Source organism: Carnobacterium gallinarum DSM 4847, from assembly GCF_000744375.1.
In the GTDB taxonomy this organism is placed as follows: Bacteria; Bacillota; Bacilli; order Lactobacillales; family Carnobacteriaceae; genus Carnobacterium; species Carnobacterium gallinarum.
Map to the genome: position 1 here is coordinate 1,304,255 of NZ_JQLU01000005.1, position 17,425 is coordinate 1,321,679.

A 17,425-nucleotide genomic window follows, 5' to 3' on the forward strand; every position below is an offset into this window, starting at 1 on the left:
AACATAAACGTGAATCAGCTTTTTTGGCTGCTTATAATTTTGTATTTGCAATCGCGTTGCGAATATCTTCCAAGGATTTTGCAGAAGCTGCGCTATTTTTAAACATACTATTGACAAATAAAGCATCAATCAAACTTAGTTGGGTAATTCTTGAGGCGAGCGCTTCAGAGCGATAGTCTGTTTCTTCAGCAGTTGAGAGTAATAAGGCATCAGCTAATTTTGCTAAAGGGGCAATTGCATAACTAGTAATCACAATGAGTTTGGCACCTTTTTCTTTGGCAGTTTTAGCAATGCTGAGAATATCTTTGTTGATTCCAGAGTGAGAAATGACTACGGCACAGTCGTCTTTTGTTAATTTTGCAGCTTGCATCAATTGGAAATGGCTGTCGATATTAAATAGACAATTCAAAGGCGAGCGCATAAATTTATGATAGGCATCCATGGCAATCACGCTAGATCCACCAATTCCAAAGAAGGCGATGGTTTCTGCTGAATTGAGAATTTGATTGGCACGGTTCATCTGGGATTCATCTAAAATGGCGCTGGTATCCTTCAAGGCTTGAATATTGGAAGAAAAAACTTTTTGAGCAATGACAAATTCACTATCTTCTTTGGAGATATGTTCATGAATCGAATCTGATTCATCTATTTGTTCAGATGCTAAGGCAATTTTAAATGCTTGAAATCCTTTAAAACCTAGACGTTTACAAAAACGAAAGACGGTAGCATCTGCCACATCCAAAGCATCTGAAATGGTGCTGATGGTTCCATGCACGATATCGGCTTGGTGAGCTAAAATGTAATCGGCAACTCTTTTTTCTTTATCACTTAAATCACGATAGATGGCTTTTATTTTTAGGCTAATTTGTTGTTCATGCATGAGAAATCCCTCGCTTTTTTAAGTATTTTATTGAGTATAGCATAAAAAAACAAAGAAAAAATATTTTTTTATTTAACTTGTAAAAAGAAAAATATTTTCGTATAATAGATTTATCAAATGAGATAAGGAAGTGTTGATTATGGAAATCGGCTTAGTTGGATTAGGAAAGATGGGCTTTAATTTAGCATTAAATTTACAAAAAAATGGACATCAGGTCTATGGTTTTGATGTGATGGATGCCTCTAAACAACATGCAAAAGAAGCTGGAATCGCTGTAGTCGATAGTTTAGAAGAGTTAACACAACAATTTTCTAAAATAAAAGTAATCTGGGTGATGGTACCAGCAGGTGAAGCAACTGAATTAGTTTTATTAGAGTTAAATCAATTATTAGGTAAGAAGGATATTGTTATTGATGGTGGGAATTCTAATTATCGGGATTCAATTCGTCATGCTGAAAATGCAGCTGTATTTGGCATTGATTTTCTGGATGTTGGAACAAGTGGTGGAACAAGTGGTGCTAACGCAGGTGCGTGCTTAATGATCGGTGGAGCAGAGCCGGCTTTTCAACAATTAGAATCCGTATTTGCGGAGATTTCAGTTGTAGATGGGTATTTATATACAGGCAAATCCGGCAGTGGACATTTCTTGAAAATGGTGCATAATGGAGTAGAATACGGTATGATGCAAGCGATCGCAGAAGGCTTTGAAGTTGTTGAAAAAAGCCCATTTGATTATGATCTAGAAGCTGTAGCGAAGGTTTGGAATAATGGCTCGGTTATTCGTAGCTGGTTAATGGAATTAGCTGAGAGTGCCTTTAGTAAAGATGAGCATTTGGATAAGATTAAAGGTGTGATGAATGCTTCTGGTGAAGGTCAGTGGACAGTTGAAACAGCGCTAGATATGAAAGTTCCAACTCCAGTAATTGCCTTATCTTTAATGATGCGTTATCGTTCGTTAGAAGATGATACGTTTACTGGTAAAGTTGTTGCAGCTTTACGGAACGAATTCGGTGGTCATGCTGTGGAGAGTAAGTAAACTAAATAAGTAAACTTGAAGGGGCGAGGCACAATTATGAAATCTGGATATGTGATTGGTGTGGATATTGGAACAACGAGTACAAAGGCGGTCGTTTTTAATCAAAAAGGAGAGGCACTAAACGCAAGTTATGTGTTGTACCCTTTAATTAAAGATACTCCTGAAATGGCTGAGCAAGATTTGACGGATTTGTTTGAAGCAACCATTGAAAGTATTCGGAAAGTTATCACCAAATCCAACCTAATGGCAAATGAGATTTTAGGTGTCTCCTTTTCAAGTGCGATGCATAGTTTAATTTTAATGGATGAAGGAAATCGTCCGCTAACACGCTGTATTACGTGGGCGGATAATCGGGCAAGTCAATGGGCAGAGGAGCTAAGACAATCAGAGGAAGGGTTGGCTATTTATCGTCGGACAGGTACGCCGATTCATCCGATGTCGCCTTTGGCTAAGATTCTATGGTTGAAGAATGCTGAAAAAGCCCTTTATCAAAAAGCTACTAAGTTTATTGGGATTAAGGAATATATTTTCTTTCAACTCTTTGGCAGCTATCAAGTTGATTATTCAAGTGCATCAGGTTCAGGTATGTTTGATATTTTTGATTTTCGCTGGGATCAGCAAGCTTTAAGTCTTGCTGGAATTACAGAAGATCAGCTTTCAATACCTGTTTCGCCAACAGCTAAAATTAGTGGTATGCCAAGTGAACTTGCAGAAAGAATGGGATTACTTCCAGATACTCCATTTGTTTTTGGTGGAAATGATGGCTGTTTGTCTAATTTAGGCGTAGGTGCTGTGGAACCAGGTGTTGCCGCCCTAACTATTGGAACAAGCGGAGCTATTCGTTTGGTCGTTGACCATCCAGTAACTGATCCAACCGGTAAGACTTTTTGTTATATTTTAGATGAAGAGCATTGGGTGATTGGTGGAGCGGTGAATAATGGTGGTGTTGTTTTAAACTGGGCCAGAAAGCAATTTTTTGTGGAAGAGCAGAAGGAAGCTATCAAACGTGGTGAAGATGCGTACGAAATCCTAATGGAACGCATTGGAACAGTTCCTGCTGGTGCAAATGGTCTTATCTTTCATCCCTATTTAAATGGAGAACGGGCACCATTATGGACGGCGGATGCTCGAGGTTCTTTTTCTGGATTAACGATGAATCATCAAGCAGAAGATATGCTGCGAGCAGTATTAGAAGGCATTTGTCTGAACTTGTATGATGTGTTTAATGATTTAATTGCTCTAGCAGGGAAACCGACTAAAATTATGGCAACAGGTGGGTTTTCTCGTTCAGAGTTGTGGCGCCAAATGATTGCAGATGTGTTTAATCAGGAGATTTCATTACCAGAAAGCTTTGAAAGCTCATGCTTAGGTGCAGCTGTTTTAGGAATGAAGGGTTTGGGCTTAGTGGATAGTTTACATGTAGTAAAATCAATGATTGGAGCGGAGCATCAACACGTTCCTAATCAAGAAGCTCAAGCAACCTATCAACTAGTCTATCCAGTGTTCCATCAATTAAGTCGCAAGATGCAAGAGAGTTATAGTATAGTAGCAGAACTACAACGAAAATTAATGTAAAAATTCCCGCTTTAAATCCATGTGAACTCTCTGGATTTAAAGTGGGTTTTCAATTCATTGGTTAAACAGAATCAATCTTTTAAAAAAATTTCAATAACAGGTACTAGCACATCAGGTTTTTTAGTTGGTAAAATCAACAAACTATCTGCTGGATTAATGGCTGTTTCAGTACTTGTGATAACTTCATCTGGATCAAAACTACGAAAGAAAATTTCAGAACCATCGTTTAACAACTGAGCATAGGCAATTTTATCAGCTAAGCCTTTTAAGTGAATATGTTGATAGGGCCACGAGAAAAGGTGAAGATAGAGCCGATTTCCATTTTGCGTATAGCGACAATCTGTCGGTGCTTCAAAAGCGCTAGCGCCACAATGAGAAATTCCCCGTTGATGGAGTTTGAACCATGCCCCAATCTCTGCTAAACGTGTTAATGCAATCGGGTCAATCAGTCCGCGTCCATTAGGTCCAATATTCATTAAAAAGTTTCCATCTAACGAAATAGTCTCAATCAACATTTTTACAAGCATTTCCGAACTTTTCCAAGCAAGATTATCTCGATCATAGCCCCAAGTTCCATTCATCGTTTGACACGCTTCCCATAGGACTGGCAAATTCTCTTTTATTAAAGGTTGGTTTGGCTGGTATTGTTCAGGCGTACTAATCCCTCGATTCAAATCTAAACGATCATTAATGAGTATCTCTGGTTGCAAAGTAAAACAGAGCTCCTCTAAACGTTGACTATCCCAATCTTTGGCTCCCTTGCCTTTTGACCATTCCCAATCTCGATGTGAGTAAGAAAAATCAAACCAAATATAATCTATTTTTCCATAGTTGGTTAATAATTCGGTTACTTGTCCAGCTAAATAATCTTGATATTTTTTTATTTCTCGAGTGTCATTAGAAGCAATGTATTGAGGGACCTCTCTTTGTGGATGCAAGCCATCAATAGGAAATTCTGGATGATGCCAGTCAATGACTGAATGATAAAAGCCAACTTTAATTCCAGCTTCTCGTAGTTTTGGTACAAGCTCTGCGATTAGATCACGCTGAAAGGGGGTATTGGTAATCTTGTAAGTGCTAAGCTGCGTATCCCATAAGGCAAAGCCTTCGTGGTGTTTAGTAGTGATGACAACATATTTTACTCCAGTAGCTTTTGCGACGGCAACCCACTCAGCGGCATCGAATAAATCAGGATTAAAATGATCAAAATATTTTTGATAATCTTCAGGTGAAACTTTCTCAGTCGTCATAAACCATTCATGACGTGCCCCCATAGTGTATAAACCAAAGTGAATAAATAAGCCAAAGGGATCTTCGCGAAACCAAGCTGGATCAGGATATGTTTCTGGCCAATTTGCATAAGTTTTCATTGTTCTATCTCCTCCTCTAATCAATAAATTTAGTATCTGTCATGATGGTCTCCTGAATCTTCCAAACACCATCTTCTTTCACTAATGTATAATTGGCTTCAGCAATATGGGAACGATAATCAGATTTGTCTTTATTCAGCGTTTTTTGTTGAGTTTGAATCCGCATTCTTTGTTCTTGTTGATTCATAATTTCAAATGAAAGCAGCTGATGAAAAAGCTGATAATTTTTAAAAAATGGAGCGATTTCTTTTTTTGTTTCGAGATAACCGCTAGCTACAATAGTTGTTAAATAACCTTCTAGATTGTTTTCAGTTGCATAACTCAAATTTTTTTCAATCAAGTTAAGAGCTGCTTCAGCATCTGCCTGATTGGTTATTTTCCCAGTGATTCCGATCATCGTTTTTTCATTTGAATCGGCTTTTTGACTATAATTGGTGATGATTAAAAACAAACTTAGTATGCTGATTAAAATAGCAAAGATTATCCTTTTTCGATACATTAGATTCCTCCTTTAGATAGCGTTTTCATTTCCAGTATAACGAATTAGTTGTTTGATTCAAGAACAATCTAAGGAAATACGTCTGAAACAATAAAATACATAGTTTGTAAAAATTACATATTGATAGCGTTTTCCAGACGTGCTAAATTTGATTGTATTCATAAATGATAAGCTAGTAAAGGAGGAAAATGAATGACACAGATTCGAGGAGATATTGAAGAAGCTAAGTTAGAGAAAAAGAATACTAGTGAACGCTACCCTGAAACAGAAATGTTAGAAAAGCGTCTCGAATGGTTTCAAGATTTGAAGTTAGGGGTCATTATGCATTGGGGACTTTATGCGGAAGCGGGTATTGTGGAGTCTTGGCAATTATCTGAACAAGATGAATGGGCAAGAGAGCCGAAAGCGTGGCGGGAAGACATAAAAGAATTGCAGAGAGATTATTGGAACTTGATTGATGATTTTTCTCCGACTTTGTTTGATGCGAAAGTATGGGCTCAAAAATGTCAGGCGGCTGGTTTCAACTATTTTATTTTCACTACAAAGCATCATGATGGTTTTAACTTATACGATACACAAGAAACAGAATACAAGATTACTGGAAATCGCTCCTCCTTCAAAGAAGATCCTCGATCTGATTTACTCAAAGAAGCTTTTACGGCGTTTAGAGAGGCTGGTTTAGCGGTAGGAGCGTATTATTCTAAAGCGGATTGGCATAGTCCTTATTATTGGCTGCCAGATGAAACACCGAAGGGACGCAGAGCCAGCTACGATCCCCAGCAAAATCCAGAATTATGGGAGAAATATGTTGGCTTTGTCCAACGTCAATTACATGAGCTTACTCACAATTATGGAGCGGTGGATTTATTATGGCTAGATGCTGGTTGGTGTGGCACAGGCAGAGAAGATTTACGCATGGATGAAATTGTTGCAGATGCACGTCAGGCACAACCTGAATTGATTGTGGTTGATCGAATGATGGGTGGACGGCATGAAAATTACGTGACCCCCGAAAGAAAGATTCCAACTATTTCGGAGATTCCAGAACAAGTGTGGGAAAGTAATATTCCTTTAGGAAACGACTGGGGCTATACTCCTTTTGATCAATTTAAATCTTCACAGGAAATCATTGGAACGTTGATTGATGTGGTAGCAAAAGGAGGTAACTTGATTTTAGGCCTTGGACCTAAGCCAGACGGAACATTTACAGCCGAGGAGGATCAAATTTTAATAGATTTAGGCACATGGTTAGACTGTTATGGTGAAGGTATTTATAGCACGCGTCCCTTAGCTGATTTATCAGTGTTAGAAGATTGGAAAATTACTCAAACCAAAGATGCCTACTATTTCTTTTTTGTAGGAGCAGCTGCGGATCAAAAAACTGAAATCCAAGTATCTAATTTTAATTTGCCAATGGCTATTCAAGAGGGATATACCTTAAATAATGGGGAAAAACTTCAACTAGTTCACGGAATTCTTAAAATTCCAGCGAATTTCTATGTACCATTATTTCCAGGAATAAAATTAGTTAAAATGAAAAATCAATAAAAAATACTGATTTAACAGCGTTTATGAAGGGTACAAAAACCACACATTGTTTACAATTTTAAAAACCACTATTATGAAAGTGCTTACAAATAGTGGAGGTTAGAAATGGAGGGAGTAAACTAAATGGAAGTAAATAAAATGTCAGTCACTGGACTTAAAAAAGGTTCAGCGAACAAAAGTACAAAATGGAAACAAATTAAATCAGGTAGACAATTGTATCTATTTATTTTACCAGCATTTCTTATTATTGCGATTTTTTCTTATGGTCCTATGTATGGAATTATTATTGCGTTTAAAGATTACATGCCTTCTTTAGGTGTCTTAGGAAGCCCTTGGGTCGGTTTAAAGCATTTTCAACGATTTTTTGACTCTTATTATTTTTGGGATTTAATAAAAAATACATTAGGAATTAGTTTTTATTCATTGATAATTGGATTTCCACTGCCAATTATTTTAGCTTTAGCATTGAATGAGATTAAAGATGGTTCATTTAAAAAAATAACACAGACTGTAACGTATGCTCCAAACTTTATCTCAACAGTAGTTATGGTAGGAATGTTAATTGCTTTTTTATCACCATCTACTGGTGTAATCAACCATTTCCTTGATTTTTTTGGATTTGAACGAATTAATTTTATGACGGATCCAAAATGGTTTAAGACGATTTATGTTCTTTCAGGTGTCTGGCAAGGAACGGGTTGGGGTTCAGTTATTTATTTAGCTGCTTTAGCAGGTGTGGATACGCAGTTGCATGAAGCAGCCGTTGTTGATGGGGCTTCACGGTTGCAACGTATCTGGCATATTAATTTGCCAACAATTCGACCAACAATGGTGATTCTCTTGATTATGAATGTAGGCTCGATTATGTCAATTGGATATGAAAAAATTCTGTTGATGCAAAATCCATTAAACATGGAATCATCAAATGTTATCTCTACTTTTGTTTATCAACAAGGTTTATTAGATGCGCAATACAGTTATGCAGCCGCCGTTGGTTTATTCAATTCAGTAATCAATGCTATTCTACTAATTGTTGTGAATAAAATAGCCTCTAAAATTAGTGATTCTAGTTTGTTCTAGAAGGAAAGGATGGAAGAATATGCAAAATCGTTTAGTGAAAGATACCTTAACGGATCGAATTTTTATGCGCTTTAATTATGTCTTTTTACTCATGGCTTTGGCTATCGTTGTATATCCGTTAATTTATATTGTTAGTGCCTCGATTAGTGATCCTCAAGCCGTTAACTCAGGTGGTATGTTATTGTTTCCAAAATCAATAACTTGGGATGGGTATAAAACAATTCTTCAAAATAACAGCATTTGGCGTGGTTATTTAAATACGATTTATTATACAGCCCTTGGTACAGGAATTAATTTACTTGTGACTTTGCCTTGCGCCTATGCATTATCAAGACCAGATTTTTATGGGCATAAATTATTTACAACTTTTATGTTGATTACCATGTTTGTTAGTGGTGGTTTGATTCCTAGTTATTTATTAGTGAAGAACTTAGGGATGTTAAATACAGTTTGGTCATTAGTCTTACCTAGTGCCGTCTCAGTTTATAATGTAGTTATTACACGAGCCTTCTTTCAAACAACAATTCCTAGGGAGATGGAGGAAGCTGCAAGAATTGATGGCTGTTCGGATTTTAAGTTGTTTATTAAGATTATCTTGCCTTTATCAACACCGATTATCGCAGTTATGGCGTTATTTTATGGTGTAGGTCATTGGAACAGTTTCTTTAGTGCTTTAATCTATTTATCAGATAAAACTATGTATCCTTTACAAATGGTTTTAAGAGAGATTTTAGTGTTACAAGATATGTCTTCCAATTCAGTCAATACACAAATGACTGGAGATATGGCTTCAATGTTATTTAGTAAACAGCAATTAGCGCAAGTTATCAAATATGGTGTGATGATTGTTTCAACATTACCTATTATCATCGTGTATCCATTTTTACAAAAATATTTTGTAAAAGGCATGCTAGTTGGATCCGTCAAAGGTTAGTAAATTAGGTTTATACAGAGAATGAATCTCTGATAATAAATTAAAAAGGAGAGAATAAAATGAAACGAAAAAGAGGTATCAAGATTACGATTGGACTTTTAGTTTGCACGGTGATATTAACGGCTTGTAGTGGAGGAGCTGGAGGAACAACAAAATCTGATGGCAAAAAAGACATTGCATTAAATACAAAATCTGAATTTCCGGTTGTAACGGAAGAATTGAAAATGACGATGATGGGGCAGAACACAGGCTTAGCCGAGTGGAAAGATATGCCAACTTTAATTGAGTATGCGAAAAAGACTGGAATTGATTTTGATTACATCACACCGCCAATGAGTGATTTTGGGACAAAACTGAATCTTGCATTTGCTAGTGGTGATTTACCGGATGTTATTTTTGGTTCAAGCTCAAATGAATTAACACCGGCGATGGAAATGGATTATGGTGCTCAAGGAATTCTGCTGCCGCTAGAAGGATATATTGATGAGTATATGCCAAACTTTAAAAAGCTGTTGGATGCGGATCCATCTATTCTTAAATCAATAACAACACCAGATGGACATATTTATACACTGCCAATGATTTCTACAGGTGCAACAGCGATTTGGCCAAGAGGACCAATGTGGTATCGAGGAGATTGGTTAGAAAAATTAAATGTCAAAGAACTGCCAAAAACTACCGATGAATTTTATACTTTATTAAAACGTTTCCGTGATGAAGACCCCAATGGCAATGGAAAAGCGGATGAAATTCCATTGACTGATGTGAAAATGGATAGCACAAGACCGTGGTTGATGGCAGCATTTGGAATGAAAACTCGTGGAATTGAAGAGCATGATGGAAAAGTAAGTTACTCACCAATTTCAGAGAATTATAAAGCTTATTTGGAATTCATGAATAAGCTATATTCAGAAAAATTATTAGATCAAGAAGTTTATGGTCAAGCCGATGAACAGAAGAAATCTAAAGGACAAAATAATGAAATTGGTCTGTTTCCAGATTGGTCATCTTTCTTTACAACTGGGAAAACAGAAGAAGAAGCTTTAGGTGACCCAATGTTCCAACCGTTAAGCTCAAAATGGTCGCCAGAAACAATTGTGCCAGGAAGTCCTAAGATGACTCGTGCTACATTTGCCATTACTAACAAAAATCCAAGTCCAGAAGCATCGTTACGTTGGGTTGATTATTTCTATTCAGAGGAAGGGTCGGAGTATCTAAATAATGGACCAGAAAATGCTTTTTGGAAATGGGCAACAAATGATGCAGGTGAGAAGGTTCGTGTGTATGCAGACAATGTTGATAAAAAGAAATTAGAAGATGAACGTGGCAAAGTTACACCAAACTATGGACTTACTGTTCCAACGGTTGGGATTGATTTGAAACCAGAACAAACCATTCGTATGAATGCTAATGATAAGCCTAACGTTCTCTTTACTGAGTGGGTAAACAAGGAAACTAGTGAAAAAATAACCCCGTACGCAGAAGTAGCCTTTCCATTGGTTTATCTGACAAAAGAAGAATCGGATAAGGTAAGAGATACAACTACAGATTTAACGGCCTATGTCGAGCAAATGGAAGCTAAGTTTATTACTGGTGTTGAACCGCTAAGTAAATGGGATGATTATGTGAAAACAATTAATTCAATGGGAATTAAAGAATATGTAGCGACTTATCAAGAAGCATATGATCGTTGGGCGGATACGAAATAGAAAAAGTATTAAACCGACTATGTTTTCAGTAGTCGGTTTAAACCTTATAATAATTAGAGTGGGTTGCATAGAAAGGAAGTGAACAGTCCCGCAGTCAATAGCACTTTTATAGGAGGGGAAAAATGGGGAAGAAAGATTTGAATCAAATCAATTATAGTTTAGGTGAATGGTTAGTCAAAGGAGTAACGCTACAATTTTTATTTATCTTTTACACAGTTCGTGGTGGGATTTTTCTTGGTTTTTTTCCGGCATTAACAAGTACATTTGCAGTGATTTATCAGTTCATGCTTGGAGAAAACAATGATTTAGACTACAGATCATTGTTTAAACGATATTATCACAAACAGTTTAAAGAAAGTAATCTCTTAGGTCTCTTTATTATAGGAGTTGGTGCTTTCTTATGGTTGGATTTGCAGATTTCTGCCACATATCTTAAAATCTCAATGTTACATGTTCTTTTACTTTTTTTCTTTGTGACGTATATAGCTACGGTACTTTATTTATTTCCAATCTATATTAGGTATCAGCTGTCACCGATTTTGACCATCAGACAAGCTTTTATTGTCTCTTTTTCTAGTATTATTGAAACATGTGCCTTGTTCTTGGGAATTGGTTTAGTGTCACTTCTGGGTGTAGCGCTTCCGATTGTTTTCATTGGGGCAAGCATTCCACTTTTAGTCTGGCCGATTAATTGGTTTGCAATTCAAGCTTGTACGAAATTAGAGAAAAAGATTCAGTCACAATGAAAAAAGAAATGAGCATCATTCATAAAAGTAATAAAATGAAGAAAAAAAATCGGGTACTCTATCAATATTTTTTCTCCTATTTTTTAATTTTTATCATCCCATTTTCAATTATTAGTATTATTTGGTATCAAACCTCTATTCAAAGTATTGAAAAACAAATTCAATTATCCACGCAAAACTATTTATTACAAGCTCAAACAACTATGTCGGATCACCTCAAACAGTTAGAATTTATCTCAAAACAGCTTTCCTTAGACAGTAAAGTTTCTATCAATATGGCGACGCATCCTTACTATTCTATTGAAGCTAGAAGTGAGTTAGCTCGTTATAAAATCAGTAGTAACTTAATTGATGAACTTTTTGTTTATTATTATGATGAACCAAACAAGGTATCTTCTGCTTTTGGACAGCTAGATTTAGCACTCTTAACTCAAGAAAAATATACAAAGTATGATTTTGATTTAGACCAATTGAAAAAGGATTTGAAAGTAAAAACACCAATTTTTAGAAGTGTTCCATCAGTTATTGGTAAAAATGGGGAAGAGATTCAAGGTTTATTAGAGTATATTATTCCTCTTTGGGGAAGTGATGGTATCCCTTATGGAGCGGCAATGTACACCATTAAAATGTCAAATGTGCAGAAAATTATGAATCCGATTCTAGAAGACAAAATTGGAAATGTATTTATGGTGGGAGACGATCAGCAACTGTTGGCTAGCGCCAATAGCAATTATTTAGTTTCTCTGGCAAATTCTAAGAAAACTATTGAAAAAATAAAGGAAACGAAACAAGTTAAATTAGACCAAGAAAAATTTGAAGTAATGGTTTTAAAAGATGATAATTTTGGTCTTTCCTATATGGCATTAACTAATTCTGATAGAGCCTATACAGCAATTAAACAAGTGCATAATGTTATTTTAACATCGGTGATTGTTCTATTTGCCATGGGGATTGGATTCATTATTTTCATTAGTAAGTTGCAGTATAAGCCAATTAAAAATTTAGAAAAAATGCTAAAAAATCAAGTTGAGAGTCTAGGTGAATCAGAAAGCTATGATGATTTTGCTCGAATTCAACAGCATGTAAGTTATTTTTTAAAGCAAAATAAGCAACTAACTCAGGATATCTATCGACAAGTTCCACATGCCCGAGAACAAGTATTGCGAAAATTACTAACAGGACGATTAAAGCATCAAGAAGAAATTAATGTACTTTTAAAATCTGTAGATGTGCATTTAGATGCACCTAATTATTTTACAATTTTAGTATCAACCAAAATGTTGGATCGTGAAGCGAGTATTCAAAATCAAACATTTTTAATGACTTTTTTAGATTCATTTGAAGGATTAGGTGGCAGTTATCGAGCGTATGGATCAGAATTATTAGCCTCTCAATCAATTGCTCTTTTAGTTAGTGTGAAACTAGACGATAAACAAAATCCACAAGATAAGATTCAGCAAGTAGTGAATGATATTTTGCTGTTAATCCAGACGGAAAATGTGATTTCACCGCCTGTGGGTGTAGGTTCTTTGGTAACAGATTTAAGTTATATTAACCGATCCTATATTGAAGGGTTAGCAGCACTAGATTATCAAACCTTGTATCCAGAAATGAAGAAGGTTTACTATTATTCTGAAATCAAACAGAATTTAGCGCAAAATAGCCAGTTTTTTTATCCAACGGATGAGGAATTGAAACTTACTCAAAGTTTGAACCAAGGGGATGAAGAAGTTGCCTTAAAAACATTGGCTGAAATGATCAAAAAAGGTAATTTAGAACATAAAACAGTAGCAAGTCGGCGTTTATTTGGAAATTATTTAGTGAACATTATTCTGAAGTCAGGCGTTGATAGTTGTAAGGATGATTTTATGATAGATGCCAATGAATTATTAGATTTTTCGTCGTTAGATGAGTTATTTAACTGTTTGCAAAAGAATATTCACGTTATTTGTGAGTATGTTCAGAATAAATTAAAAAATCAAGAATCTCAATTAAAAGTGGCAATATTTGATTTTATTGAAACTGAATATGCTTCACACGAGCTTTCTTTAGAAGGATTAGCAGAAGAGTTTGGTGTTTCTATTTCTTATTTAAGTCGTTTTATCAAAAAAGAAAGTGGCGTAACTTTTTCAAAATACGTTCAACAATTACGGTTAGAGCAAATAAAAAACAACCTAATAGATACCGATCAAACGATTAAAGAAATTATTCAAGCAGCAGGCTATTACGATGTTCCAAATTATACTCGAAAATTTAAAGAGATTGTTGGTGTAACACCAGGACAATATCGACGTTTAAAACGATAAATTAAAAAAAGAAGGAGTTTTTATGATGATTTCATTTCCAGAGAACTTTTTATGGGGAGCAGCAGCTTCGGCGCCACAAACTGAAGGAGCGGCGTTAATAGATGGAAAGAGTCCCTCAACTTGGGATAAATGGTTTGAACTAGAACCAGAGCTTTTTTATGACGGTGTTGGACCAGAGCATACGTCTAATACCTATTTTAACTACCAAGAAGATGTTCGATTAATGAAAGAAATGGGATTGAATTCCTATCGTACCTCAATTTCGTGGACGCGTTTATTGCCAGATGGAAAAACAGTAAATCCACAGGCGGTGACTTTTTATCGTCATTATTTTTCAGAGATGGTAGCTAATGGCGTTGAACCAATTATGAATCTCTTTCATTTCGATATGCCATGGTGGTTGATGGAACAAGGTGGCTGGGAGAATCGGGCATCAGTGGATCATTTTGCTTATTATGCGAAAGTTGCCTTTGAACAATTTGGTGATTTAGTGAAACAATGGAGTACCTTCAATGAACCACTAGTTCATATTGAGTGTGGTTATCTAGGCGATGCTCATTATCCAAAAGTGTATGACTTTAAGCGTGCGTTGCAAGTCGGCTATCATACGTTGTTAGCACATGCCAAAGCTGTTGCAGAGTACCGCAAACTAAATCATCAAGATGGGAAAATTGGCATTATTTTAAATTTATCGCCTGTCTATAGTAAAAGCCAAAGTGAAGCAGATGAAAAAGCGCGAGTATCGGCGGATTTGATTTATTGTCGAAGTTTTTTAGACACAGTAGTGAAAGGCGAATTTCCTCAAGAATTGATTGGCTTATTGGCTGAGAATCACTTGCTTCCCGTAACTGAATCGGATGATAAAGGGATTTTTACAGCAAATACAGTTGATTTTGTCGGTGTTAATTATTATCAACCACTACGAGTCCAAGCACCTGGAAATCCACGAGTACCAGCGCAATCACCAGGAGATTTTGCTCGCTATTACGATTGGCCGGAAAAGGTAATCAACCCATATCGTGGTTGGGAAATTTTTCCAGAGGGATTGTATGCAATTGCGATGCGCTTAAAAAACGACTATGGAAACATTCCTTGGTATGTATCTGAAAACGGAATGGGGGTTTCTCAAGAAGAGCGATTTATGAATGAGGAAGGTGTTATTCAAGATGAGTACCGGATTGACTTTGTACGAAATCATTTAGTAGAACTAGAGCGGGCAATTGCAGCAGGAAGTTCGTGCTATGGTTATCATATGTGGACATTTCTTGATTGTTGGTCATGGTTAAATGCGTATAAGAATCGATATGGGTATTATCGCGTTGGCTTAGAAAAGAACTATCAACGTTCACCGAAGCTAAGCAGTTTTTGGATGGCAGGAGTGATTCAACAGAATGGATTTGAAAATTAGAAATTAATAAAAAGTTCATTTATTTTTTTGTTTCATTGAAATCTGGAAAAGAAGTAAATAACCTCTAATTATTCATTTTTATAATGAAATAGTTAGAGGTTATTTTTTTTAAAAGAGTGAATTTAATACTTTTTTATAGAAATTTGTACAAGATTGTACTCAATGATCTAAAAGACAAACATTATTTTGACTGTATATCTTTAAACAGTCAGTAATTAAATAGTTTTGAAAAAACGATAGTATTAATAGTGTTTAGCAAGGCTGACCATTGTTTTTTGTCTTGTAATTTATCAAAATAAAAAATTTGTGAATGGTTATTAACGGTGCCTAACATGTCTGTAATAATTAACTCACAATTTGAGACATCTGTTGTAAATACTAATGTTTGGCTGTTGTAGATTTTTAACAACTTATTTTTAATGAAGGCGTGAGCTGAAAAATCTTTAGATATTCTAATGTGGATATTTATTTTTGTAGAGAATTCAAATTCAGTTATAGTGTATATTAAGTCACAATAGTGTTTTTTTAGAGACTCATTTGCAGAGAATTTTTTAGGCAGATGGTTCTTTTTTCTTTCAGCGATAAATTTTTCAAAGCTGCGCTCTATTTGATTTCTTCTGTTATTCTTAGTGACTGCTTTTACCTTAGATTGATAAAAGATACTTGTTACGTTAATGGGATAGCTTTCATCTAATAAATCATAATAGGTATTAAGTAGTGTGAAATAAAAAACAACGAGTGTTTGCTGTTTTTTGTTATAATCTAGGCTGAAATTTGACCAGATGTATTTCGTTAATTCTAAAGAAAATTTCGTTATTTCATTTTTATTCTCATCTTTCATAAAAATTTCACCTAATTTTATTTTCGTATTTTCAGGTATCAAGTGAGCTGAAAAAATGTGAATAAAAAAATTTATATAGAGAGCTTCTTGTGGATTTTTCAAAATATCTGTATCAAATTGTTCATAATTTGAAAGAGCTGGTATCACATCTGCATTTCGTTGAATTAATTTTAATACAGATAGTGCTTGCGTAGACGGTATAGGCAAATTAGAAGAACTATCTTTTCGTTTACTTAGTATTTCAAAAAGAGGGCAGACTGAAGATTGCTCAGTATTTGACTTTGATGAAGTGTCAAAATCAATGATACTGAAATGATAATCACTGGTCTGATAGGAATCAAACAAAACAACATAAAGAAATAATCGAATTGCTAACTCATTACCTTGGAAGTTAAGATGCGCCTTCTCCTCGATGAGTCCGAATTCAAATTCATTTAGATGAGTGTTTAATTTCTTTATAATCCTCCTAATGTAAGAAGGTGAAATAAAGAGTGAATTGGATAGGTGATTCAGGGATATATTTGGATTTGAAAAAACAGTCGTAATAATTTTGAATTCATTAGAGGCTTCTAAATACAGAGACTTTAACTTATTTAATAGAACAAGCCCATCTTTTTGATAGTTAGTATTCAGTGTAGCTAAGCCGTTTGTATCCATGACTATAAAGGAATGTCGTTCAAAATTACTCAGAATTTCTTCATTTATTTCTTGAATATTAGATTTAATGACTCTTGTAGATAGATTTAAATGCTTGGCTAAATCAGTCGTTAAAACATTAGATTTAATGACTTCTTTTAATAGCAATAATTTTTCATGTTGTTTTTTTCTAAGCACTAATCTCATACCTTTCTTTTAAAAAATAGTTATTTTAAAAAGGAGTAGCTATGCTAAATTGAATAAATTTACAGAAATATTACCTATAGTACGAATTGTTTTTGTGACTTTATAATCAACTTGCATCCAAGGTAAATATTATTTATGTGATGTTTATTATACATTGCTTTATTTTAAAACGTGTGACAATTCTTAGTCATTATACTGACGATGAATCGACTCGTTTTTTTGAAGAAATGTATATACAGATATCAAATTTGAATGTACCGTAGGCTTTGTATTAGTATTAACTCTTAGGAAAGTTTTTGTAGAGATGAATCAAATGCTTTTACAATAATAAAAACATGTACTGTTAGGAGGTAAAAACGAAAAAATGCTGATGATGTGAATAGAAAACAAACCGTTAACCCAATAGTCAAAGTTGGGGATGAGATTGAACACCGTGTTACAACGAAAAAATAAAGAATAATTACAATCGGTTGGGAATAACGTAACTATCAGTGATGCAACAATCAAGATAGAAAAATAAAGTAGTACAGAATATTAATTTACAGAGTAGATTTTTATAAGGTTACTTTGATGTTAGATTTAAAAAGTTTAAGGTTGGAGTACGATTATAGTTTTCTGCTCTGTTTTTTGATTTCCTATATTAAAAAGCA

At 35.0% G+C, this 17,425-nt stretch carries 13 protein-coding genes; 9 read left to right on the forward strand and 4 right to left on the reverse strand.

Annotation, left to right across the window (positions count from 1 at the left end; genetic code table 11):
• Window positions 1-31 precede the first annotated feature (31 nt).
• Window positions 32-880 (reverse strand): MurR/RpiR family transcriptional regulator, encoded by an 849-nt coding sequence (locus BR43_RS10850; RefSeq protein WP_034561953.1) that lies wholly within the window; start codon window positions 878-880, stop codon window positions 32-34.
• A 139-nt stretch (window positions 881-1,019) separates the two neighbouring features.
• On the opposite strand from BR43_RS10850, the gene gnd reads away from it, so the two are divergent.
• Complete coding sequence (gnd, locus tag BR43_RS10855) at window positions 1,020-1,916, forward strand: phosphogluconate dehydrogenase (NAD(+)-dependent, decarboxylating) (protein ID WP_034561956.1); 897 nt, start codon at window positions 1,020-1,022, stop codon at window positions 1,914-1,916.
• 36 nt (window positions 1,917-1,952) lie between these two features.
• Window positions 1,953-3,491: a gluconokinase gene (gntK, locus tag BR43_RS10860; protein ID WP_034561957.1), complete on the forward strand. Its 1,539-nt coding sequence runs from the start codon at window positions 1,953-1,955 to the stop codon at window positions 3,489-3,491.
• 71 nt (window positions 3,492-3,562) lie between these two features.
• Here the strand turns inward: gntK and BR43_RS10865 are convergent, their stop codons facing one another.
• A complete protein-coding gene (locus tag BR43_RS10865; RefSeq protein WP_034561959.1) occupies window positions 3,563-4,861 on the reverse strand; it encodes an alpha-L-fucosidase in 1,299 nt (432 codons plus the stop codon).
• 16 nt (window positions 4,862-4,877) lie between these two features.
• Window positions 4,878-5,360 carry a hypothetical protein gene (locus BR43_RS10870; protein WP_034561961.1) on the reverse strand — a complete coding sequence of 161 codons (483 nt, stop codon included), beginning with the start codon at window positions 5,358-5,360 and terminating at the stop codon, window positions 4,878-4,880.
• A 192-nt stretch (window positions 5,361-5,552) separates the two neighbouring features.
• Here BR43_RS10870 and BR43_RS10875 point away from each other — a divergent pair, with 192 nt between their 5' ends.
• The 7 genes from BR43_RS10875 (at window position 5,553) to BR43_RS10905 (ending at window position 15,091) form a co-directional block, all read left to right on the forward strand.
• A complete protein-coding gene (locus tag BR43_RS10875) occupies window positions 5,553-6,908 on the forward strand; it encodes an alpha-L-fucosidase (RefSeq protein ID WP_051933919.1) in 1,356 nt (451 codons plus the stop codon).
• A gap of 138 nt (window positions 6,909-7,046) precedes the next feature.
• Complete coding sequence (locus tag BR43_RS10880) at window positions 7,047-7,988, forward strand: ABC transporter permease (protein ID WP_034565077.1); 942 nt, start codon at window positions 7,047-7,049, stop codon at window positions 7,986-7,988.
• A gap of 19 nt (window positions 7,989-8,007) precedes the next feature.
• Window positions 8,008-8,922 (forward strand): carbohydrate ABC transporter permease, encoded by a 915-nt coding sequence (locus BR43_RS10885; protein WP_034561963.1) that lies wholly within the window; start codon window positions 8,008-8,010, stop codon window positions 8,920-8,922.
• A 59-nt stretch (window positions 8,923-8,981) separates the two neighbouring features.
• Window positions 8,982-10,631: an extracellular solute-binding protein gene (locus BR43_RS10890; protein WP_034561967.1), complete on the forward strand. Its 1,650-nt coding sequence runs from the start codon at window positions 8,982-8,984 to the stop codon at window positions 10,629-10,631.
• Between the two features lie 122 nt (window positions 10,632-10,753).
• A complete protein-coding gene (locus BR43_RS10895; RefSeq protein WP_034561969.1) occupies window positions 10,754-11,377 on the forward strand; it encodes a YesL family protein in 624 nt (207 codons plus the stop codon).
• Window positions 11,374-13,683, forward strand: coding sequence for a helix-turn-helix domain-containing protein (locus tag BR43_RS10900; RefSeq protein ID WP_034561971.1), 2,310 nt, complete (start codon window positions 11,374-11,376; stop codon window positions 13,681-13,683). Before BR43_RS10895 ends, BR43_RS10900 begins: the two co-directional genes overlap by 4 nt.
• A 25-nt stretch (window positions 13,684-13,708) precedes the next feature.
• On the forward strand, window positions 13,709-15,091 hold the full coding sequence (locus tag BR43_RS10905) for a glycoside hydrolase family 1 protein (RefSeq protein ID WP_034561973.1): 1,383 nt from the start codon (window positions 13,709-13,711) through the stop codon (window positions 15,089-15,091).
• Window positions 15,092-15,299: 208 nt separating this feature from the next.
• Here BR43_RS10905 and BR43_RS10910 read toward each other — a convergent pair whose 3' ends face one another.
• Window positions 15,300-16,775, reverse strand: a complete 1,476-nt coding sequence (locus BR43_RS10910) for a helix-turn-helix domain-containing protein (RefSeq protein WP_034561975.1) — start codon at window positions 16,773-16,775, stop codon at window positions 15,300-15,302.
• Between the last annotated feature and the right edge of the window lie 650 nt (window positions 16,776-17,425).